The 21,706-nt window shown below is 49.5% G+C and carries 17 protein-coding genes; 6 read left to right on the top strand and 11 right to left on the bottom strand.

All coding sequences use genetic code 11. From position 1 onward, the window contains the following. Positions 1–28 precede the first annotated feature (28 nt). Entirely contained in the window at positions 29–2,377 is a 2,349-nt protein-coding gene (pbpC, locus tag KJS94_RS14850; protein ID WP_214448270.1) for a penicillin-binding protein 1C, read from the top strand. 116 nt (positions 2,378–2,493) lie between these two features. Here the strand turns inward: pbpC and KJS94_RS14855 are convergent, their stop codons facing one another. The 5 genes from KJS94_RS14855 to KJS94_RS14875 form a co-directional block, all read right to left on the bottom strand. Further along, positions 2,494–3,813, bottom strand: a complete 1,320-nt coding sequence (locus KJS94_RS14855) for a DEAD/DEAH box helicase (RefSeq protein ID WP_214448271.1) — start codon at positions 3,811–3,813, stop codon at positions 2,494–2,496. A 1,616-nt stretch (positions 3,814–5,429) separates the two neighbouring features. Beyond that, on the bottom strand, positions 5,430–6,188 hold the full coding sequence (locus KJS94_RS14860) for a LytR/AlgR family response regulator transcription factor (protein WP_214449505.1): 759 nt from the start codon (positions 6,186–6,188) through the stop codon (positions 5,430–5,432). A gap of 28 nt (positions 6,189–6,216) precedes the next feature. Continuing rightward, entirely contained in the window at positions 6,217–7,254 is a 1,038-nt protein-coding gene (locus KJS94_RS14865; protein WP_214449506.1) for a sensor histidine kinase, read from the bottom strand. 52 nt (positions 7,255–7,306) lie between these two features. Then, the gene (locus KJS94_RS14870; protein ID WP_214449507.1) at positions 7,307–8,152 is read right to left on the bottom strand and encodes an alpha/beta fold hydrolase; all 846 of its coding nucleotides are present in this window, start codon (positions 8,150–8,152) and stop codon (positions 7,307–7,309) included. Between the two features lie 10 nt (positions 8,153–8,162). Beyond that, positions 8,163–8,729 (bottom strand): outer membrane beta-barrel protein, encoded by a 567-nt coding sequence (locus KJS94_RS14875; protein ID WP_214449508.1) that lies wholly within the window; start codon positions 8,727–8,729, stop codon positions 8,163–8,165. 192 nt (positions 8,730–8,921) lie between these two features. On the opposite strand from KJS94_RS14875, the gene KJS94_RS14880 reads away from it, so the two are divergent. From KJS94_RS14880 to KJS94_RS14890, 3 genes are all read left to right on the top strand, one after another. Beyond that, entirely contained in the window at positions 8,922–9,611 is a 690-nt protein-coding gene (locus KJS94_RS14880) for a helix-turn-helix transcriptional regulator (RefSeq protein ID WP_214449509.1), read from the top strand. Between the two features lie 224 nt (positions 9,612–9,835). Continuing rightward, positions 9,836–10,333: a DinB family protein gene (locus KJS94_RS14885; protein ID WP_214449510.1), complete on the top strand. Its 498-nt coding sequence runs from the start codon at positions 9,836–9,838 to the stop codon at positions 10,331–10,333. A gap of 99 nt (positions 10,334–10,432) precedes the next feature. Next, positions 10,433–10,906: a hypothetical protein gene (locus tag KJS94_RS14890; protein ID WP_214449511.1), complete on the top strand. Its 474-nt coding sequence runs from the start codon at positions 10,433–10,435 to the stop codon at positions 10,904–10,906. A 23-nt stretch (positions 10,907–10,929) separates the two neighbouring features. Here KJS94_RS14890 and KJS94_RS14895 read toward each other — a convergent pair whose 3' ends face one another. Then, entirely contained in the window at positions 10,930–13,782 is a 2,853-nt protein-coding gene (locus KJS94_RS14895) for a S8 family peptidase (protein ID WP_239804371.1), read from the bottom strand. A gap of 183 nt (positions 13,783–13,965) precedes the next feature. Between KJS94_RS14895 and KJS94_RS14900 the strand changes: the two genes are divergently transcribed. Then, the gene (locus KJS94_RS14900; RefSeq protein ID WP_214449513.1) at positions 13,966–14,766 is read left to right on the top strand and encodes a M57 family metalloprotease; all 801 of its coding nucleotides are present in this window, start codon (positions 13,966–13,968) and stop codon (positions 14,764–14,766) included. A 53-nt stretch (positions 14,767–14,819) separates the two neighbouring features. On the opposite strand, the gene KJS94_RS14905 is transcribed toward KJS94_RS14900, so the two are convergent. Further along, the gene (locus KJS94_RS14905) at positions 14,820–15,944 is read right to left on the bottom strand and encodes an acyl-CoA dehydrogenase family protein (RefSeq protein ID WP_214449514.1); all 1,125 of its coding nucleotides are present in this window, start codon (positions 15,942–15,944) and stop codon (positions 14,820–14,822) included. A 107-nt stretch (positions 15,945–16,051) separates the two neighbouring features. Between KJS94_RS14905 and KJS94_RS14910 the strand changes: the two genes are divergently transcribed. Further along, positions 16,052–16,441 carry a VOC family protein gene (locus KJS94_RS14910; protein ID WP_214449515.1) on the top strand — a complete coding sequence of 130 codons (390 nt, stop codon included), beginning with the start codon at positions 16,052–16,054 and terminating at the stop codon, positions 16,439–16,441. A gap of 48 nt (positions 16,442–16,489) precedes the next feature. Here KJS94_RS14910 and KJS94_RS14915 read toward each other — a convergent pair whose 3' ends face one another. The 4 genes from KJS94_RS14915 to KJS94_RS14930 are packed head-to-tail and all read right to left on the bottom strand — an operon-like array spanning position 16,490 to position 21,646. Beyond that, the gene (locus KJS94_RS14915) at positions 16,490–17,266 is read right to left on the bottom strand and encodes a heme ABC transporter ATP-binding protein (RefSeq protein ID WP_214449516.1); all 777 of its coding nucleotides are present in this window, start codon (positions 17,264–17,266) and stop codon (positions 16,490–16,492) included. Next, positions 17,259–18,308 carry a FecCD family ABC transporter permease gene (locus KJS94_RS14920; protein WP_214449517.1) on the bottom strand — a complete coding sequence of 350 codons (1,050 nt, stop codon included), beginning with the start codon at positions 18,306–18,308 and terminating at the stop codon, positions 17,259–17,261. Before KJS94_RS14920 ends, KJS94_RS14915 begins: the two co-directional genes overlap by 8 nt. Beyond that, positions 18,298–19,185, bottom strand: a complete 888-nt coding sequence (locus KJS94_RS14925) for a heme/hemin ABC transporter substrate-binding protein (protein ID WP_214449518.1) — start codon at positions 19,183–19,185, stop codon at positions 18,298–18,300. Before KJS94_RS14925 ends, KJS94_RS14920 begins: the two co-directional genes overlap by 11 nt. Before the next feature lie 46 nt (positions 19,186–19,231). Beyond that, positions 19,232–21,646 (bottom strand): TonB-dependent receptor, encoded by a 2,415-nt coding sequence (locus tag KJS94_RS14930; protein WP_214449519.1) that lies wholly within the window; start codon positions 21,644–21,646, stop codon positions 19,232–19,234. Positions 21,647–21,706: the final 60 nt, after the last annotated feature.

Consider the following 21,706-nt stretch of genomic DNA (forward strand, 5'->3'; position numbering starts at 1 on the left):
AATTGTTCCTTGCTTAGGAATATCGGCCATGATCACCCGACTCCAAACTTATTTTTCGCAACCCAACCGGGCAAGGTCCTGGCTCAAGGGGTTGTTGGTTTTCCTTTCTCCCTTCCTTCTTTTTATCCTGCTGAATATCGTTTTCCCTTTGCCTGACAGGGTAGAGTATTCAACGATCATCACGGACAGGAAGGGGGAGGTCATCCATGCCTTTCTCTGTACCGACCAGCAATGGCGTATGAAGACAGAGTTGGAAGAGATCTCGCCGCTTTTGCAGAAGGCCATTGTGGCGAAAGAAGACAAATGGTTCTATCGCCATCCTGGTGTTAACCCATTGGCCATTGGCAGGGCGGTTTTTAATAATGTTGCGACAGGAAGGCGAACATCAGGAGCTTCTACCATCACCATGCAGGTGGCGAAATTGCTGGAGCCGAAACGCAGGACCTACCTGAATAAATTGGTGGAGGTCTTCCGGGCCTTTCAACTGGAATGGAAATACTCGAAGCAGGAGATCCTGCAACTCTACCTCAACCTGCTTCCCTATGGCGGCAATATCCAGGGGGTGAAGTCGGCCGCGGTTATTTATTTCAGGAAGAATCCCGACCATCTTTCCCTTGCCGAGATCATGGCACTTGCAGTCATCCCGAATCGCCCGGGCAGCCTGGTCATTGGCAGGAATAACCCGGCCATAGTTGACGAACGCAACCGGTGGTTGGGAAGGTTCAGGGAGGAAGGGCATTTCAGCGGGCAGGATATCAGGGATGCCCTGGAAGAGCCATTGGTGGCAGAACGCCATGCAGTGCCGCGACTGGCGCCGCACCTGGCCTATAAGCTGAAGCAGAGTGGACAGGTGATCTGTCATAGTACTATTGAGCTTAATACCCAATTGAAGGCGGAGAAGATCGTCGCTGATTATATCAGGGGCCAGCGTCTGCAGGGAATCCGGAATGCGGCAGCAATGATCATTGATAACCGCAGCCATAAGGTGGTCGCCTATATCGGGTCGGCTGATTTTTATGATACTACAGATGCGGGGCAGGTGAACGGTGCGGCAGCCGTTCGGCAACCGGGCAGTACCCTTAAGCCCCTGCTCTATGGGTTATGTATGGATGGAGGATTGATGACACCGAGGTTAATGATCAGCGATGTTTCGGTTAATTATAATGGTTATATGCCGGAGAATTATGATAAGGAGTTCAATGGCAATGTGACCATGGAATATGCGCTGGACCATTCCCTGAATATCCCGGCCGTCAAGGCCCTTAGCTGGTATGGCAAGGACAGGTTCATCGCTAAGCTGCTCGATTGCCGTTTTGAACAGGTACGGAAGGACCAGCGCAAGCTGGGACTGTCCATGATCCTGGGCGGCTGCGGGGCTACTTTGGAAGAGTTGACGGCAGTCTTTGCAGCCTTTGCCACCAGGGGCGATTATTATCCCCTGCAATACCTGGAGCAGGACAGTAGTGCGAAACCGGGACGGGCAAGGAAAAAGCAATTGGTTTCCCAGGCATCAGCTTATTTATTGAGCGAGATGCTTTCCAAGGTCAATCGTCCAGATTTTCCACTGAATTGGCAGAGTACGGAGAAGATGCCCAAGATCGCCTGGAAGACCGGCACCTCCTACGGTCGCAGGGATGCCTGGAGTATCGGTTATAACAAGGATTATACCATTGGGGTGTGGGTAGGAAATTTTTCCGGTGTTGGTGTACCCGGACTCAGTGGAGCGGAAGTGGCGACGCCCTTGCTTTTTCGGTTATTCAATACCGTTGATTACGATAATGAAGGGGAGTGGTTTGAAGTGCCGAATGGCCTGGACAGCCGCATCGTTTGCGAAGTATCGGGCAAGGTACCGGGGGAGCATTGTACCAACCTGGTGACGGATCATTTTATCCCTCTTGTTTCCGGAACAGAGACCTGCGAACACCTTATTGAAGTGGCAGTGGATGAAAAGGAGACCAGATCGTATTGCCGGAACTGTATGCCTGAAGCAGGCTACAGGAAATTGCTCTATCCTAACCTGGGTCCTGAGATGCAGTCCTGGATGGAAGAACGAAAGATCGTTTTCAAACGGATCCCCCCGCATAATCCCGATTGCGAAATGGTGTTCAGGGAGGGGGCTCCAAGGATCACTTCACTTTCAGCCAATGAGGAATACCTGATCGATCAATCGGATCCCGAACCTCTTCAACTGGCCTGCCGAACGGGCAGTGATGTGTCGCGGGTGTATTGGTACATCAATGACCAGTATTATAAATCAGCTTCCCCTGGCAGCAGTATTTTCTTTATGCCATCAGAAGGTCCGGTAAAGATTTCCTGTACCGATGATAAAGGCAGGAATACCAACCTCTGGATCAGGGTGCGGATGGTAGCATTTTAGGTCGAGGATAGTTTTTTTGCAGTCGGAACCTATGGTTGTGGCCCAAGGTTGCCTGATTTACAGGATAAGGGCATTCCATCGTCCAGTTGCCCTGGTGGATCCTATTCTCTTTTATCTTATTTGGCTACTTCTATTTTCACCTTTATTTTTTTAAGCTTCTCATTTTTGATCAGCTGAAGGGTATGCGTAGCTTTTGATTTCCGGATGGCCACAAAGGAAAGGAAATCCTTTACCTCGATCAGCCCGATATCCTCCTTCTTTAATTGGCCTTTATTGGTCAGGAAACCTACAATATCAACTTTGTTCACTTTGTCCTTCTTGCCGGCAGAAATGTAAAGGGTGGTCCATTTCGGCTTTTCCGGGATTTCTACCTTTTCCGGCAACTTCATCTCTGCAACGGCGGGATCAATGAATTCAGGAAGGTGTTCACCCGGGCCAACTATCAGGATCGCGCAACCACTGGCATCCATTCTGGCGGTTCGTCCATTCCTATGGGTAAAGCTTTCTTCTGTAGCAGGCAAATGGTAGTGGATGATGTACCGGATATTTGGTATGTCGAGTCCGCGGGCAGCAAGGTCGGTGGTCACCAATACATTGGAAGTGCCATTCCTGAATTTCGCAATCGCGAGGTCCCGGGATTGCTGATCAAGGGCTCCATGGTAGAAAACAGTGGTGATCCCTTTGTCCTTCAGGAATTGACTGGTCTTTTCCACAGCCTCCCGAAAATTAAGGAAGACGATCGTTGACCGGTTGCCAAGTTCGCAGATCAGCCTGAAAAGGCTTTCGAGCTTGTCCTCATCAATACTTGCCACCCACCTGACCTCCAGTGCTGCAGGAGGTTCCCCCGTCAGGAAATTCAATTTGTAGACATCCTTCATGCTGACGAATGACGGGATCTCCAAGGCTTCAGTGGCTGATATCATCATCTTTTTATGGAGGTTCGAAAGACTTTTCAAAATGAAGGACATCTCCTCTTCAAATCCCAGTTCAAGCGATTTATCGAATTCATCAAGTACCAGGGTTTCGATCCCGGTTAGCCGGATATTTCCTCGGCGGATATGGTCTGCGATCCTGCCAGGTGTTCCAACGATCAAAAGTGGTGATTCCCTGAGGTTATTTTCTTCTGTTTCCCTCAGGTGACCGCCATAACAACAGGTCACCGAGATTCCCGTGCCCATATTCTTGAACACCTGTTCAATTTGAAGGGCGAGTTCGCGGGATGGTGCAATGACCATCGCCTGGGTATGCTTTTTCGCGGGATCGATCCTTTCCAATAGCGGCAACAGAAAGGCAATGGTTTTTCCTGACCCTGTCCCGGAAAGCAGGATAATGTCCTGGTGTTCCCGGTTGGCTTTTATAGAGGCTTCCTGCATCTCATTAAAAGCGGCTATGTTCAGGGCTTTAAGGATGGCTTCGGGATTATAGTGGCTTGGCATTTGGCAAAGGTATAGGATAGCAGCCGGTATTTTTTACAAGGCTCCCGCCAGGGAACTTCTAAGGAGCAGTTGGGATCTTTTTTGCAATGAGCCTTCCTCAACAACATAACCGGAACACCCAGCCTTGAAAAATTTTTAATCCCAGCGGGCGCGGCCGAAAGGGACCCCGATGTATAAAAGGCGAAATATTTATGCATCTAACTGGTAATCTCATCTTCCAACTACCCGTTGGTCATAAGACACAACGGGGGCGAAGGGGGTGAATCTTTTCACCCCATAGTGGTATTCTTCAAGAGACCCGATGAATATCTATCCTACTGTTCATCAGGGTCCCCTGCGGGAGACCCTGATGGGGAGAGAGGGTATTAGCGTCGTTCATTGTAGCGATGCAACTATATTCTGCGCCGCTGTTGTGTGTTATCACCAACAGCTCCTATACGTATACAGTCATCAATGTTAGCTGATAATGTGAAATATCTAACCTCATCAGGGTCTCCCGCAGGGGACCCTGATGTATAAAAGGCGAAATATTTATGCATCTAACTGGTAATCTCATCTTCCAACTACCCGTTGGTCATAAGACACAACGGGGGCGAAGGGGGGTGAATCTTTTCACCCCATAGTGGTATTCTTCAAGAGACCCGATGAATATCTATCCTACTGTTCATCAGGGTCCCCTGCGGGAGACCCTGATGGGGAGAGAGGGTATTAGCGTCGTTCATTGTAGCGATGCAACTATATTCTGCGCCGCTGTTGTGTGTTATCACCAACAGCTCCTATACGTATACAGTCATCAATGTTAGCTGATAATGTGAAATATCTAACCTCATCAGGGTCTCCCGCAGGGGACCCCGATGTATAAAAGGCGAAATATTTATGCATCTAACTGGTAATCTCATCTTCCAACTACCCGTTGGTCATAAGACACAACGGGGGCGAAGGGGGGTGAATCTTTTCACCCCATAGTGGTATTCTTCAAGAGACCCGATGAATATCTATCCTACTGTTCATCAGGGTCCCCTGCGGGAGACCCTGATGGGGAGAGAGGGTATTAGCGTCGTTCATTGTAGCGATGCAACTATATTCTGCGCCGCTGTTGTGTGTTATCACCAACAGCTCCTATACATGTATACAGTCATCAATGTTAGCTGATAATGTGAAATATCTAACCTCATCAGGGTCTCCCGCAGGGGACCCTGATGTATAAAAGGCGAAATATTTATGCATCTAACTGGTAATCTCATCTTCCAACTACCCGTTGGTCATAAGACACAACGGGGGCGAAGGGGGTGAATCTTTTCACCCCATAGTGGTATTCTTCAAGAGACCCGATGAATTTTCAACCTACTATTCATCAGGGTCCCCTGCGGGAGACCCTGCTGAGGTGAAAAATATCTATCCTACTGTTCATCAGGGTCCCCTTCGGGAGACCCTGCTGAGGTGAAACGGTGTACCTATATATTTTACCCCATCGGGGTCTGCAGGGGACCCTGATGAGGTGAAAAGATGGTAACTTACTGAAGATGGAAATTTGGAAAATCAACCCATCGAGGTATCCCTGGGGATACCTTCGATAGATCAATGCATCAGAACCTTAACCTTCATTGATGCATAAATTATAGATCGAGCCAACATTTGAATTCCGTGATCCGGTCCTTGCTGACCACGATGCTGCCTTCTGCCGCCGGTGGATTCAACTGGATGCTGATATTCCTGCCGGCATATACTTCTGTCTTATCAATGGCTGCATGACTGATCAGGTAGTTCCTGTTCACCCGGATAAAATCAGCCGGGTTCAGCACAGCGCTCAGGTGATCGAGGCTTTCCGTATAAGGATATTTCTGCCCATCGAATAGCTGGATGAAGCAGGTCTTGTTCTGGAAGAAGAAATAGGCAATATCCTTTACGGGTATGGATAACAGTTTGTTGCCAATGCTGATGGCAAATCTTTCCTTGTAATGGTTGCCACCCTTCTGCAATTCCAATATCCTGGAGTACAGGGATTCAAGATTGGTATTCAGGGAGGCGTTCCTGAATTTATCCAACGAAGCCTGCAGCTCTTCTTCATCAATGGGCTTGAGCAGGTAGTCAATGCCGTTTACTTTAAATGCACGGATGGCATAGGCGTCATAGGCAGTAATAAAGATGACCGGCTTTTTCCATTGCAGGGATTCGAAGATCTCAAAGGAAAGACCGTCTTCCAGGTGGATGTCCGCCAGGACCAGGTCGGGGTTGATGGCAGGTAACCGCTTTTTTGCATCAGCGATACTTTCCATGACCTCAACCACCTCCATGTCTTTAGCCAGGTCTTTGACCAGTTCCTTCAGGTAATTGGCTGCATACTTTTCGTCTTCAATGATGACCAGTTTAAACATAAGCTCGCTTGGTATTTTTCAATTAAGATCAGGTTAGGGGTACTTCAACGCAGAACCAATCGCCATCCAGGTATTTCACGGGTGATGCCGCTCCAAGGTGCTTATACCTCGATTCAATATTGAACCAACCTACACCCAGTCCATCTTCCTTATTCATCTTCGGTTGGTAATTATTCTTCACCAGGAGCATATTGGGCTGCTTTATTTCAATGATGATCAATAATGGTTTGGACCGGCTGCATTCATTGTGCTTGATGATATTTTCAATAATGGGCTGGAGGACAAATTCCGGTATCCTGTACTGCCCGGCATCTTCTTTGGAAATGTTGATCTCCGTTTTCAGCTTGTCTTCAAATCGCACACTCAATAGATGAAGGTAATACCTGATGGTTTTTAATTCTTCTTCCAGTGTGATCCAGCCGGTGTTCTCCGATTCCAGCACTTTCCTGTAGAAGTTGGCCATATTCTTTGTGAAATCGTAGGCCACCGTTGGGTTTGTTTTAATGGTGGATGCAATGATGTTCAGGTTGTTGAAAAGAAAATGCGGGTTCAGCTGCTGGCGAAGCATTTGTAATTGTGCTTCCATGAACGATTTCTCTGCAAGGTGCTTCTGGTCCTTTTCTTTCACATAAAGCTTGTAAAGATGTATACCAATGGCAATACAATAGAAAATGAAATTGATAAAGAAATAGTATACAAAGATGAACCGGAGTTGAGCAAAATCCTTCAGCTTGATTTGTGTTGTTCCCTTTGTGACCAATATCAGTAGAATTCCAATCAGGAAAAGTAGCAGGAAGGATAGGACCTGTATCGTTCCAAATCCCAGCATTATCCTGCTGCTGGAAACTTTACCCGATCGGGTTATGGGCGGAAAGACCTTGAACTGCATCCTGACCAGTAGCAGGTAAAGGGAAATATAAATAGTGGCATAAACGATCTCCCCTAAGAGTATTGGGTCCTTCCTGATCGGAAGGCCAAATAGTACCAACTGTTGGGTGATGCTGATCAGGGTACCCAGAATTACAGCAACTGCCAGGTTTAAAAAGTATGTAGGCAATTTATTCATGGACAGTTGCTGTTTAGGTACTTAAAATTAGGGATCAAAGTATTATGTCAATTCATTGAAGTAATAGCCAGGCAATTCCTGCTGCTGCCAGGTCCGGTTCTTCTACCTGGATATAATGGCCGCTGTTCACAGTAGTAACAAATTTGCCCTTATTCCCTGCTGCCCTGGCCCATTCCTCGTGGAGGGCAGCAATGATCTTCTTGGTCTCAGCCGGTTCTTCATTGGTAGGCTTGATACTGGTAATGACATAGACCGGTATGTTGCTGATGGGCGGCTTAGCCTTGATCTGCTCATAGTTTGTCCTGAAATTGCTCCTCAGTTCTTCTTTCAAAGCGCCTTGCGGCATTTTGCTCAATAGTTCTTCCTGTTGTTGTTCCAGGTAGGTAATAATATTCTGCCTTTCCGTTTCAGGAACCATGCTCAGGAGGCTGTCCAGCTGGCGTTCATGGGTAGCGTCAACCAGGCAAAGCCCCTTAACCTTATTTGGGAACAGGTGATAGTACATCCTGGCATATATGCCTCCCATGGAATGCGCCACCAGCACATAAGGTGGCTTTTGCCCTGATGCCTGGAGCACCTTGTCCAGCTCCAATGCAATGGTCAGGGCATCCCTGGTGCCGGCAACATTTTCAGATTTTCCAATGCCAGGGCGATTATAGGTGAATACACCAGAAGATTTGTCGATCCTTTCATTAATTGCGTTCCAGGTGGATAGCTCGCTTCCAAAACCACCGATCAGTACGATGGTGGGTGACTGGCCTTTCTTCCTGGCTATTTCCACTTTGCTGCCTTCAACGGTGACCAATTCCCTTTTTAAAGAGGGCAGGCTGTCGGATTTTTTCTCACAGGCAAAGAGCAGTGACGAAAGACCAATGCTGAATAGAAAAAGGTATTTCATATGGTTGGGTTTAGAATGAACCAAACAGTAACCCGATCCCGGCGGTGGCGCCATTCAGGTTAGAACGGGTATAGATCGCACCATTGGTATCACCGGTAAAGCGGTAGCCTGCCCTTGCCTGCACTTTCATGTAGCGGAAGATGCGAACGTTCAGGTTGATGTCTGGCTGGATCACATAGGTCCAGTCGCCATCACGCTTGTTGCCTTTTTCTAATTCACTCTGGTTATTGAGTTCTACTGTTCCAGCTCCGACCATCAGTCCAACAGATAGGTTAACGGGTTTGGAAGGCTGGAAATGGCGTGCACCATAGAGGCCGAAATGATTGAACCTCAGTTTGGCTTTTCCCTGCTCCATTTGCTTAGAGAAGAAGGTGGTATAGCCACTGATACCCACCAGCCAATTATGGTTCAGTAATACACCGCCATGGCCGCCTACGCTAAGGGCAGCATTGCCATCAATCGCAGTGATCTCGGTTACCGCGGCGCCATAACCGCCGATATGGTTGCGCTCGCCTGATTGCGCTGATACGTAAGACAGGGAAAAGGCCAGCATCCCTGTGAGGATAAGTTTTTTCATGATTCTCTTTTTAATTGTGTGCAAATTTCAAAAGGTGCAGCCGACCTAACGGCTAACTACTGAACCGATGCCCCATGTGGGCGGATAAATGCCCTTTTTTGCCGGTCGGGACCAATGGTTATGGCCCGGGGTTTGCCTGAATTACATGGGTGGGGCTAGCTTGCCATGGCTTCTTTTTAATTTCGCCTTCTTATGAATCGGATCGATCGCCTTTTTGGGATACTCACCATGTTGCAGTCGAAGAAATATGTGCCGGCTGAAAAGATCGCGGAGAAATTCGGGATCAGCATCCGGACCGTATACCGTGATATCAAGGCCATTGGTGAGCAAGGTGTTCCGCTGGGCTTTGAACAGGGCAAAGGATACTATGTGATGCAGGGATACTTCCTGCCCCCGGTCTCCTTTACGACGGAAGAGGCCAATGCGCTCCTGTTGATGGAAGCCATGGTGGGTGGTTTTGCCGACCTGTCGATCAAGAAGCATTATTCTTCCGCCCTCGGTAAGGTGAAAACAGTTCTGAGGCATCAACAGAAAGAGAAGCTGGAATTCCTTGACCGCAATATCAAGTTCCATTTGCCGGAATGCTTCATGCCCGATTATGCCTATCTCTCGAAGATCCAGGCTGCTATTGCCGGTAGGACCATCCTGGAGATCGCTTATGAGAATAAGGAGGGGATTGCCAGCAGGAGAAGGGTAGAGCCCATCGGCCTGGTCTTTTATGCCTTTGCCTGGCACCTGATCGGCTGGTGCCATCACCGCAAGGATTACCGTGATTTCAGGGTGTCCAGGATCAAGTCCATGGTCAGCACCGACCTGCCTTTCCTGAATGAAAGCCTGATGGACCTGAATGATTATGTCAAGCTTTGCCCGATAGATCAATAAACTTTTTCACCCCATCGTCCACTATAGGATTTACGGAGTACTTGCCACAAAGGCTCAAAGGCACGAAGGAGCACGAAGACGTCTTCGTGCTCCTTCGAGTCTTAGTGACTTCGTGGCCCCTAACCATCACCCCTTATCAATAAATTTTTACCCCTCTCAAACAGACTGCCATAGGGTTGTCAGTGACCAGTATTTGCTTTGTGGTTCAATTAAAACATGAACCTATGACAATCTTAGCCAATTTGCTCCGTGAGCTGGAGCAGGAGTCAGTGACGACCAGGAAAATGCTGGAAAGGATCCCTGAAGACAAGTTCGACTGGAAGCCCCATCCCAAGAGTATGGACCTGCGTATGCTGTCCACCCACCTGGCAGAACTGCCTTCCTGGGTGCCGATGATCCTCCATACCAATGAACTTGATTTCGAAGTGATGGACCATAAACTCCCTGTTATCAAATCCCGTGCGGAACTACTGGCCTTTTTCGAGCAATCGCTGGCAGAAGGCAAGAAGGCCCTGGCCGAAGGGAATGACGGGATGCTGGAAGGCGACTGGACCCTTCGCAGTGGGGCGAAGATCCATGACGTATCTCCCAGGCCTGAAGTGATGCGCATGACCTATTGCCAGATCGTACACCATCGCGCCCAATTGGGGGTATACCTGAGACTGCTGGACGTACCTATCCCCGGCAGCTACGGACCCAGCGCGGATGAGAATACATTCTGATCCATGTGATCTACTGCCACTAAGGCCTTCGCTTTAATCTTCACAAGCTGGCCTTAGTGGTTTTTTATTGCGGATATTTGATCCAAATCGATAAAGGGAATGAAGTCCGCTACTGTACATGAGATCAAACAGGAATTGCAGCAATTGCCAGCCCAGGAATTGGTGGAATTGTGTTTAAGGCTGGCCAGGTTCAAGAAGGAGAACAAGGAACTGCTTACCTACCTCTTGTTTGAAGCGCAGGATGAAGAGGGCTATATCCGTTTGGTGAAGGAGTCCATCAGTGCGGACTTTGGTGGGATCAACCGGTCCAGTTTATATTTTGCCAAGAAGACCTTACGCAAGATCCTCCGAACCATCAATAAGTACTGCCGATATACCGGTTCCAAACAGGCAGAAGTGGAATGGCTGATCCACTATTGCCAGGAATTGAAAGCCTCGGGCATTGAATTTGAAAAGAGCCCGGCCTTATTGAACCTATACCAAGCCCAATTGAAGAAGATCAGCAAGGTCATTGATTCCCTGCATGAAGACCTGCAGTTCGAATACCGCCGAGAATTAAAGAAGCTCGGTTAGTCTTTGCTGTTAGCCTTCCCGTTTTATTGGATCACCAGTTTTTTGGTGAGTTGCCTTTGTCCGTCCTTGATGATGGTATAGATATAGATACCTGCCTGCAACCTGGATAGGTCGATGGATTGGATGGTGTTGCTCAGGCGCTGCTGGAAGAGGAGGCGGCCATTGATATCATACAATACAAAGGAAGTTCCTTCCGGGTCTTCCACCATTACTCTAAGCGACTGTCCTTTGTTGACCGGATTGGGAAAGACATAGTAAGGATTCTCATTGAATTGGTATACGGATTCATTGGGGGTATATAGCCTGGTGCCATTCTCGAGTTCAACATAGGCCCTGAAAATATTTAAGCCGTTTGAAGCAAATGTGGTAGTGATGTTTTGGAAGGTCACAACAGGGCTAACCGCTGATAACTCAATAAAGCCATTTTTGGTCAGTTGCTCAAAGCCGATCTTTTTTACGCTATAAGTGGTGCCCAATTCCAGTGTTAACCTTGCTTCATTGGGTTGACCTGCATCTGCCAGGAAGTTCCTGATATAACAGCCGGTCTGCTGCGTTTTGTAATTGAAGGTGTAGGCTTTCTCAGCTTCAACGCCGTTTGCTAATATGGGGGCGACAGTAAAATATTCATAGGGATTGTTGCTGGCATATTGTACCAATGCAGTATCTGTTAGTTCGGTAAAGGGTTCGAGGTAGCGATCACCAAGCCGGTACAACCTGTAGCCCTGTACAGCTGTTGGGGCTTTCTGCCAATAAATCAGGAAGGAGTCTACACAATTGAATCCTGTCCTGATCAATAAGTTATTGGAGATGCTGACGGTATCAGAATGGTAGGTGTTGGCGCCAATGGTCATCCTGAAGGTGATGCTGGCAAACTGGTCAGGAGCCTGCCACTTATAATGAGGTGTAGACAGGTCAACATTGGGATCCATCGACTGCCAACTGCCACTATTGTTAAGCTGGTATTCCAGTTGGCCAGTTCCATTATAACCGGATTGCCACCTGAGGGTGTTGCGTTTGCCGGGAAGGAGGTTATCCCCTTTTACAGGGAAGGTGAACTGGAAAGTATTGAGGGTATCAAAATGCCAGCTTAGCGCATAGGCCTGCAGGTTAGTGGCTAGGTTGTTAGCGCGGATCTTCACCAGGTAATTGCCCGCTGCCGGTATATCAAGGCTGATCATTTCCGTATTGTTCAGGCTATCCCTTTTCCTGGTGGCCAATTGGGTCAATGCATCAAGCGATGGGGTGCTGTTGAGCACCCAGGGTTGCCATATTTCCCCGGTCAATTCGTTGACCAGCTCCAGGTCGAGGTCATTGACCAGCGCCGTATTGCTGTTGGTAAGGGCTGCGGGATCCAGCCAGGAGAGGACAATCCTCGCTTGACCGATATTTTCGGGTATGGTTAACCGGTAGCTATCCTGCTGTCCGGTATTGATCATGCCATTATGGTATTGTCCTTTCTTTACCAGGGCGATCGCCCTGACAGCATTGACTGCCCCATAGCCGGAGGCGAAGTCGATGCCTCTCGCACCTATATCCGTTGCCGTGCTGGCCAGGATGGATTTTACCAGTGCCGCTGAAGGCAATTGGCCATGTTTGTCGCGGTAAGACTGCTGGATCAGAAGGGAGAAGCCGGATACCAGGGCAGCTGCACCGGAACTACCATCTTCCCCGAATGCTACCAGTTCGGGTTTGAGGCGGCCATCATAGGCCGGACCCCTGGAAATGGCAGCCGGAATATTACCAATTGAATCCATTGCGGCCACCAGGATCACGTTCTTGGCCATCTTGAAACTCCCGGTCAGGTTGGCCATTTTTTCAATGCCGGCATAAGGACCACTGGTGCTGGTGAGGCTGCCGGAATTACCTGCAGAAAACACATGGACCAGGTAAGGGAGGGCGTTGACCTGCTGGTCATAGGCCCGGGCGTCTGCACCATAGAAGTTCTCGATGCCGGTGCCATAGGAATGGTTCTGGACCGAAATGCCTGTCCCGGTTAGGTTGGCATCATTATCAGGAAGCAGGTTGGCAAAATCGGAGGAGCTGAACTGGCTGCCCCTGGCCACCCCTGTCCCGGTAAAATAGGTATTGCCGCCACCGGCTATAATAGTGGTCATGGTGGTGGCATGTGCCTGCATCAGTTTTGCGGCATCGGGGGAAGACTTATAACGGCCTTTGAAATCAATATCGACCGTATCCATTATTTCTTCCTTGATGGATACGGTAAGACCACGGCCATCAATGTCAGGCCATAGACGATGGGCGGCATTTACGGCATTGGCGCTCAGGTCGAAACCGGTCAGCTCCCTTTCCACAACAGGCTGGCGTTGGCGGGCAATGAAGCGTACCATTGTGTCCTGCAGGATATGCTTTTCCAGCCAATGGAAACTTGTCCGGATGATCGCTATGTTGTGTTGCCCGGAAACCTTGCTGAAGCTTATGTTGCGATTCCCTATGTAATGATCAGTGAATGCCTTTGGGTCACTCAGTTCCACTAAATAGGATTGTTGCTGGTCATCCTGCTTTGCTGCAAGGACAGTTTCTGCCAGCTCAGGGGATAGTTTCCAATAGTCGTTGACCGCAATGGGTTGAATGCCCTGCCGGATAAGTGAATTCCATTCCTGCTCCGTTGGGATGGCCACAATCACATAGTCCTTGTTGAAGCTGCGTAACACGCGGATGCCTTTCGGTAAAGTTTGGCCCGGAATGGCGTAGGCCTTTTGGGAAGGATTGAATGGTTCCCTGATTGTTGTTCCCACTTTGTTTTCGGTTATCCCCCTCCGCAATAAGGAGAGGGAACTGTCCCTATCGGTCAGTCCCTGGGCCAGGGAACTCACTGAACTGAAGGCGCAAAGGGCAAGGAACAGGGTGATTCGCATAGTTTTCAAAGGACTAAATTTAGGTAAAAGCGGGATGCATGCGGTAAGCTTAAACAAACCGGGGTTTTTCGGTAATCTTTTAAAAACACCCGGCATTAATGTTGAAATTACCGGGAAAATAGTATTTTAATAAGCCAAACAATAATTCGTATTCTATTTCAAACACCAAACAAACTAACACACATGCAAAACAAATTCCGTTTGTCAGCCTTAGCGCTGGCTTTGCTTATCGCAGGTGCTTCATGTAAGAAGGCTGCTACAGTGGCTGAAGAGCCAAATGCTGTAACCCAGGAAGTGGTGGATGGCATCAAGGCCATGGGTTTCACTACCACTGGCATCCAGGCCACCGATGGTGGTTACATTGTGGAAGGTGATATTTTCATCTCCAGGAATGACCTTGGCCGCAACATGCAAGGCGCTATCCTGCGTGTTGGCCAGTCAGAGCAGTACCGCACCACTAACCTGGTGACAGGTCTTCCCCGCGTGATCACCATTAGTGTTGATTCAAGGCTGGCTTCTTCCTATGTTGCCGCAACCGATGAAGCGATTGCCCGTTTCAATGCGGAGAACCTCCAGCTGACTTTCCAAAGGGTAAGTTCTGGTGCTAATATCGCGATTACCCAGGCTCCAAGGAATGCCCAGTACCTGGCTTCTGCCGGTTTCCCTACTGCGCAAGGCAATCCCCATAACCAGGTCCTGGTTAACACCCGTGCAATCGGCAGCCAGCCCCAGAGTACAGTGGCCACTATCCTGGCCCACGAGATCGGTCATTGCATTGGTTTCCGTCATACCGACTACATGGATCGCAGTTATAGCTGTGGTGGTTCAACTGCCAATGAAGGTGCTTCCACTGTAGGAGCTATCCTGATCCCAGGTACCCCTGCCGGTCCTGATCCAAACTCCTGGATGCTGGCTTGTATCGGTAGCGGCCAGAACCGTCCGTTCAATGCGAACGACAAGACTGCCCTCTCTTACCTGTATTAATTCATTCACTAGTTTGAAATAGTAGAAAAGGGACTGCAAATGCAGTCCTTTTTCTATTGTGCCTGATCGTGGTCTTGAATGGAGGCGAACAAGGCATGCTGACTGGCCGTATGCAGGTTGCGCCAAACCCGGTTGATCTCGGTAGCCGTGTTGGCAGCGGCGAGTCCAAGGAGCGGATAGATCTCATCTACATAATGCCTTGAACTATTGGCAAGTCCCCTGCTGCTTATTGCCAACAGATCTGAAAGTTCTTCCTGGAATATCCCAAAGGTGTTGCCGAATTTCCAGTAATCCTCAATGAGATCGTACCAAAGCTTTCGTAACGCGGTGATTTGTCGGTTGGATTCACTGATGGATCCCTTCACCATCCTGCCAAATGCTTCGTCTACCTGGCCTTTGGCGAGCCGCTCTTCATTGAGCTGCCCGGCCAATTCCAGGAATCGTATGGCCATTCCCGATAGATTGGCAGTGAGGGTAGCGGTGGCAAATGGCAAAAATGGAACCCGGAAGATCAGTCCATCGAGCCGCGCGGCGTCGGGTGTTATGACAAAACTCCTTGTTTCAGGAACTTCCAGTTCTTCTACTTCGTAACTGTTACTGGCAGTAGCGATCATGCCAATGGTTGACCAGTCATCGTTGATGATCACTTCTTCCTGTTTGAATACAAATGCCCTTATTGCCTGCTGTCCATTTGCATCCAGTATGGGTTGCCCATCTTTCTCCAGCAGGCAGTTGGCGGTGAAGGCAGTAGCGATCGGACTGCCTGTAGCGTATTTCCACCGTCCATTAATGATATACCCATTCCCTGTGATTTGGGCCGTACCAGTGGGTGCACCGCTGCCGGCGAGACAAACATGCGAATCGCCAAAGAACTCCTTTGCTGTTTCATCGGGAAGGAATCCAATGAACCAATTGGCGCCACTGCACAAGGTGACGGTCCATCCTATGCTTCCATCCACCCATGCCAGGGCTTCTTCCAACCTGATCACTTCAGGAAAGCCCAGCTCCAATCCTCCGTAGGCCTTTGGCACCATCATTCTCAACCAGCCCTCCTGGTGAAGAATGGCCACTTGTTCCGGGTGCAGTTGCCGCATTTGTTCGGCGCTTGCTGAATACCGGCGTATCCTTTCCATGATCGCTGCAGGGATGACCTGTTCCAATGCCAATGACTGGCCCATAATGCGTTTTTTTGATTGGCTACAAAGCTATAGGTTGGCGGTGAACACTACTGTTTTTCCCATGGATGGACCGGAACCTTTAGTTTTGCCCTCACTATTCAGTTGATATGAACCAAAGACTTGTCCAGATAGCCATTGTTGTAAGGGATTACGATGAAGCCATCCAATTTTATGTGCATACACTTGGTTTTGAACTGGTGGAAGATTCTGTAATGAGTCCCACCAAGCGCTGGGTGGTGGTTAGGCCAAAGGGGAGCGGAGGTGCCAATGTGCTATTGGCCAAGGCCGCTAATCCTGAACAGGAGAGCGTTGTCGGTCGCCAGACAGGTGGGCGCGTATTCCTTTTCCTGCATACCGATGATTTTGACCGTGATTATGAGCGCTATCGCGACGCGGGCGTGAAATTCATCCGGGAGCCGGCCGTTGAGGACTTTGGTAAGGTATCTGTTTTTGAAGACCTGTACGGGAACCTCTGGGACCTGATCGAGCCGAGATAAAAAATTAAGGAGCCATCCTTTTCCTGATGGCTCCATTTATGTTATTGATCAATATACAATTACCGGCCTGTTGGCTGCATGAGGCTGAATGATGCTTGCCTCTACATCAAAAACATCGCGGATCATGGCCGGGGTAAGGTTATGGGGTTGATCCAATCGATACACCATGGACCCTTCCTTCATCATCAATAAGGAATCTCCATATTGCAACCCCAGGTTGAGGTCATGAAGGATGCAAACAACAGTGACCCCTTGGTTGACCAAAGCTTTTGCTTCTTTCAAAACCTGGTGCTGGAATTTAATGTCCAGGCTGGCAACGGCTTCATCCAACAATAATAACTTGTTGGAGGGTTCTCCATCTGATTCCAGCTGGGCCAAGACCCTGGCAAATTGGACCCTTTGTTTCTCTCCTCCTGAAAGGGTTAAGTAGTCGCGCCCCGCCAGGTGCCGTACGCCTGTTCTTTGCATGGCCGTTTCCACAATACTTTCGTCAGCGGCGGATGGCCTGATATCAAAGAAGGGGTACCTGCCCATCATTACTACCTCGCCAACAGGTAGGGGAAAACTGAGCTGGGCATGTTGGCTCATTACTGCACGGAACCTGGCCAGTTCAGCTTTCCCGATGTTCTTCAGGTCGATGCCATTGAGAAAGACCTTTCCGCTGGTTGGGTTCAACTCACCGGCTATGAGTTTAAGTGTAGTGGATTTGCCGGAGCCATTCGGTCCAATGATCACATGCAGCTTGCCGGCTTCGAGGCAAACATCCAGTTTTTGGATGATCCTTTTTTTTCCTGAGCTGTATTCAACCTGTTCCAGTTTAACCATGATGCTCTCCTTTCGTGACCGCCAGTTGCGATCTCTTTAGCAGGATGATGAATATTGGTGCGCCAACCAAAGAGGTGATGATCCCGATCGGGATCTCTGCTGGCGCCAATAGAAGCCTGGCGGCCATATCGGCCAGGTTGAGCAGGATAGCCCCGGCCAATGCTGCAGCTGGCAACAGTTTCCGGTTATCACTACCCATGAGCAGGCGCAGGATGTGTGGAACGATCAGGCCGACAAAACTGATCACGCCAACGAATGCAGTGGCAATGGCTACCATGGCGGTATTCAGGATCATGATCTTTCGCTTAAGCATCACCGTATCAACGCCAAGGTAATTCGCATCTTCCTCGCCCAGCAATAATGTATTCAGTTGTTTGGCATAACGGAAAGCAAGCAGGCAGCCTGAAATTCCTGTAGTGCCAACGATCACTACCTGCCACCAGCTGGCGCCTGAAAAGGTTCCCAGGCTCCAGAAGGTGATGCTCCTGGCCTGGGGGTCACGGGCTATATAAGCCAGGAAGCCGGTTCCACTCAGGCCGATCGCATTGACTGCAATGCCTGCGAGTAAGAGGGATACAACCGATGAGCCTTTTCCTTCACCGGCCAATGTATACACCAGAAGGGTGGCCAGCATTGCCCCACCAAATGCAAATAGTGGGGCCAGCCATGCACCCAGGTTGGCCTTCAAGCCGGGATCTATCCCTGCTGCGAGCACAAATACCAGGGCGGCCCCGCATGCAGCGCCGGAGCTGGTGCCAACCAATCCCGGTTCAACAATGGGATTTCGAAATAGCCCCTGCATCAGCACACCGCTGACGGCCAGGATGGAACCAACCAGGCAACAAAGCAAGACCCTCGGCAGGCGAAGTTCAATGAAGACATTCTCCTGCAGGCCAATGAGCTCCTCGCCACTTAACCAATGCTGTATTCCCGAGACCATTGCTGTAACGGGGATCTGCACCGCCCCTTCTGCTATGGCTGCCACTGTTGTGACCACAAGGATCACGGCAAGTGCAGGGATAACTTGACGCTTATTTTTCATTGCTGCCATTTGGGTGGATCTGCTGGATCAATTGAATGATATTCTCGCCGGTCCTTGGACCAAAGTAAACCAGGTCATGCTCCTCAAAACGGATGATGCGTTTGTTTTTACCGGCCTTGGTCAGGGCAACACCTGGCACGGTACTGATGAACTTGTCCATGCTGCCCATCTGGTCATAGCCATAGTCTGTTGCTATGATGATATCAGGATCGGCAGCAGCAACCGCCTCCGCACTTAACTGGCGTGCCCCCTTGCCATCGTATCCTGCCACTTTCCCGCCCGCCAGCTCGATCATCTTATCGCCAGGACCTTTCCTGCCACTCATGACAAAATAGATATTCATGGCCCGGCCAAAATGAATGATCATTACTGATGGCGTGTCTGTAATGGCCCTTGATTGAAGGAATGCCTCCGCCTTTTGTAAATCGCTATCCATTTTGGCCACCAGTGAGTTGGCCATTTTTTCTTCATGGAAGAACTGTCCCAGTTCACGGATCAGCATCCTGGTGCTGTCGATGGTGTTCGCCCCACCAAAGCTTTTGACGCTTAGACCGGCTTTGGTGATCTGTGGCAGTACATTGTCAGGTCCGATATCATTACTGTGGACTACCAATCCGGGGTTCGCGGCAATGATGCCTTCCGGGTTCAGGGCACGGTGATAGCCCACGGTTGGTAATTGTTTGGCGCTGTCGGGATAGGTACTGCTAAGGTCTACTGCCACCAGCTCATGCCCTTTACCCAAGGCAAAGATGAATTCAGTAAGGTGCTTCGATAGACTGACGATCCGCATGCCTGCACCATCTTTTTCCTTCTTTCCAAAACGGCCACAGGCTGTCAATGTCCCGATGGCCAAAATGATCACAAGTATTTTTTTCATTGGTAAACAGTTGAAAGGGGCGATGGACCTGCCATCGCCCTTGTGGTTAAAAATGGTAAGCCAGGTTGACGCCCCCAAAGACCAGTGCGTTCCTCGCTGCCGGCACATAAGCATCGGGCAATTGGTTCGCGAATACCATGATATAATACCTGGTATTGGTCATATTGCTGATTCCCGCATAGGCATGGACGTTAAAATGCCTGCCCAGCATTTGCTGGATACCGATCTTGCCGTTCAGCAGGTTATAGCTGCTGGCGTAAAAGTCATTCAATGAAGTGATGGGCATCCTGTCGCGGTAATTGTACACCAGGTTGGCATAGATGCCATGACCGAATTGCAGGTCAACGCCCAGGTTGGCCACCACCCTGGCCACAGCCGCCACTTCCTTGTTGCTATAATCCTCTTTCACACTAACTGATTTCTGGATGGTGAATCCATCGCCATATTTGAAATCCGAAAAGGTCAGGTTGGCAAATGGACGGATGCTACGGACGAACTGCTCCTTGGATTGCCATACCATATAGTGTACCGATGCTTCCAGACCCTTGTGGATCTGCTTGCCCCCGTTCACCATATAGGAATAGAGGGTAGTATTGGGGGATGCGGGTGATTGAACGGCAACTGCAGTCATTTTATCTGCAAAGACTGCATGGAACAGGCTGAATTCATACTGGAGCCTTTTGTCCACTAATTGCCCTTTACTGCCGATCTCGAACTGGTTGCCGATCTCAGGTTTCAGGTCTTCATTCACCCTGCCGGTCGGTGGTGTGGCCGGGTTGGTCACGGCAGGTGTGGTGATATAGAAGTAGGAACTGACCGGGGCCTTGTAGCCCTTGCTGTAGGACGCATAAAGGGAAACATTCTTATTGATCACTTTATTGATGGCCAGGTGCGGGGACAACATGCCACTATAATTCCGTTGGTAACGGGTTGGCCTGGTTGGCAAGGCTGCATTGAAGCGATCGTTCAACTCCAGGTCCATCTGGCTCAGGCTGATGCCTCCGGTAATGGAAAGGTCCTTGGGAAGGGCGAGGGTCCATTCTGTAAAGACCGTACTGGTCTTACTGATGGTGGACACATTGGAGGTAGTGGCGTTGATCACCCAATAGGGACTTTGGCCATACACCCAGTTGTTGCCCGTATCATTGGGATCCTGTTTCATATTGTAACCAATGACCTGTGCATCCTGGCGCTGGGCTTCCACGCCGGTAATACCGTTAAGGCTGGTACCGCTGTTCAGCGCGAACCTGGTATTAAAGGTGGAGCGCAGGCCGTAATTGATGGAGGTCTTGTCCGTCCAACCGCCGGCACTGCTGGCATTACTGTTCAGTCCGGTTCCGTAGATGGAGGTGGTGTTGGAGAACTGCTTGGAGAACTGGTAAGTATGACCGATGCCTGCACGAATGGTGATCACATTGCTGTGTGCGTCACGCTTGATGTATTCAGGGTTGCCGGAATAATCCCCATTGTTCCATTGGTCAATGGTCAGTTCCCCAAACCTTTCATCGTAGCTGTTGGCATAACCCACAAAGGCATTGATGCTTTGTTTCTCATTGGGCTGGAAATTACCTGCAAAGTTCACGAAGTCCTTGCTGGACTTGTTATGGATACTATAGCCATCGGATTGCTGGTTGCCGTAGTTCAGCAGGATAGAAGAACGGTCGCTGCCCGACTGGAACTGCGTAGTGTAACGGCGAAGGCCATAGTTGCCAAACATGAGTTCCTGGCTCAGGCTGCTGCCTTTACCCGGTTTGATAGTATTCAGGTTCACGGCACCGGCGATGGCCAATCCATATAGGGTTCCTGCCGGTCCTTTGGTGACTTCCACATTACCAATAGAACTGAAGTCAATATCATCCATCACGGTAATGCCCTCGGCATCGGTAAGGGGGATGCCATTCAGGTATACTTTATAACCCTGGCCATCGAAATTGCTGCTGATGCCCCTGGTTCCCCTGGCACCATTGCCGTAACCCCTGATATTGAATTGCTGGCCTGCTGATACCGTTCTCCTGTTCATGGTTACCCCTGGGACATTGGTGTTGATGGCATCATCGAGGTAGAGGCCCACTGAACGTTTCAGTTCCGTTTCGGACAATTTGGTCAATGAAACAGGCTGGTAAAGCAATTGCCTGTTCTGGTTGGAAATTGCGGAGATCTCCACTTCGTCGAGCTGCTGGCTTCTGGGTGTCATCCCGATGGCTAATGGCGTATTACAATCCTTTATCGTAACGGTAATGGTTTCATAGCCGACAAAGGATACGGTAAGGCTCTTGGCAGTACCGCAGTTAAAGTTGAAGGACCCGTTCTTGTCGCTTGTCCTGGCCTTGCTTCCCTGCATCCTGATGGTAGCACCTGAGAGCGGTTGCTGGCTTTGTATGTCAAATACTTTTCCCTGCTGTTCCTGGGCAAAGGCAATGCTTGTCCCCAGCGCCAGCAAGGCACTAAATAATGTTCTCATATACTGTGTTAACTGGATGGAATAGTTATGGGCAGGTGGATTCCCTTCCTGCCGGAATAC

Source organism: Flavihumibacter rivuli, assembly GCF_018595685.2.
In the GTDB taxonomy this organism is placed as follows: domain Bacteria; phylum Bacteroidota; class Bacteroidia; order Chitinophagales; family Chitinophagaceae; genus Flavihumibacter; species Flavihumibacter rivuli.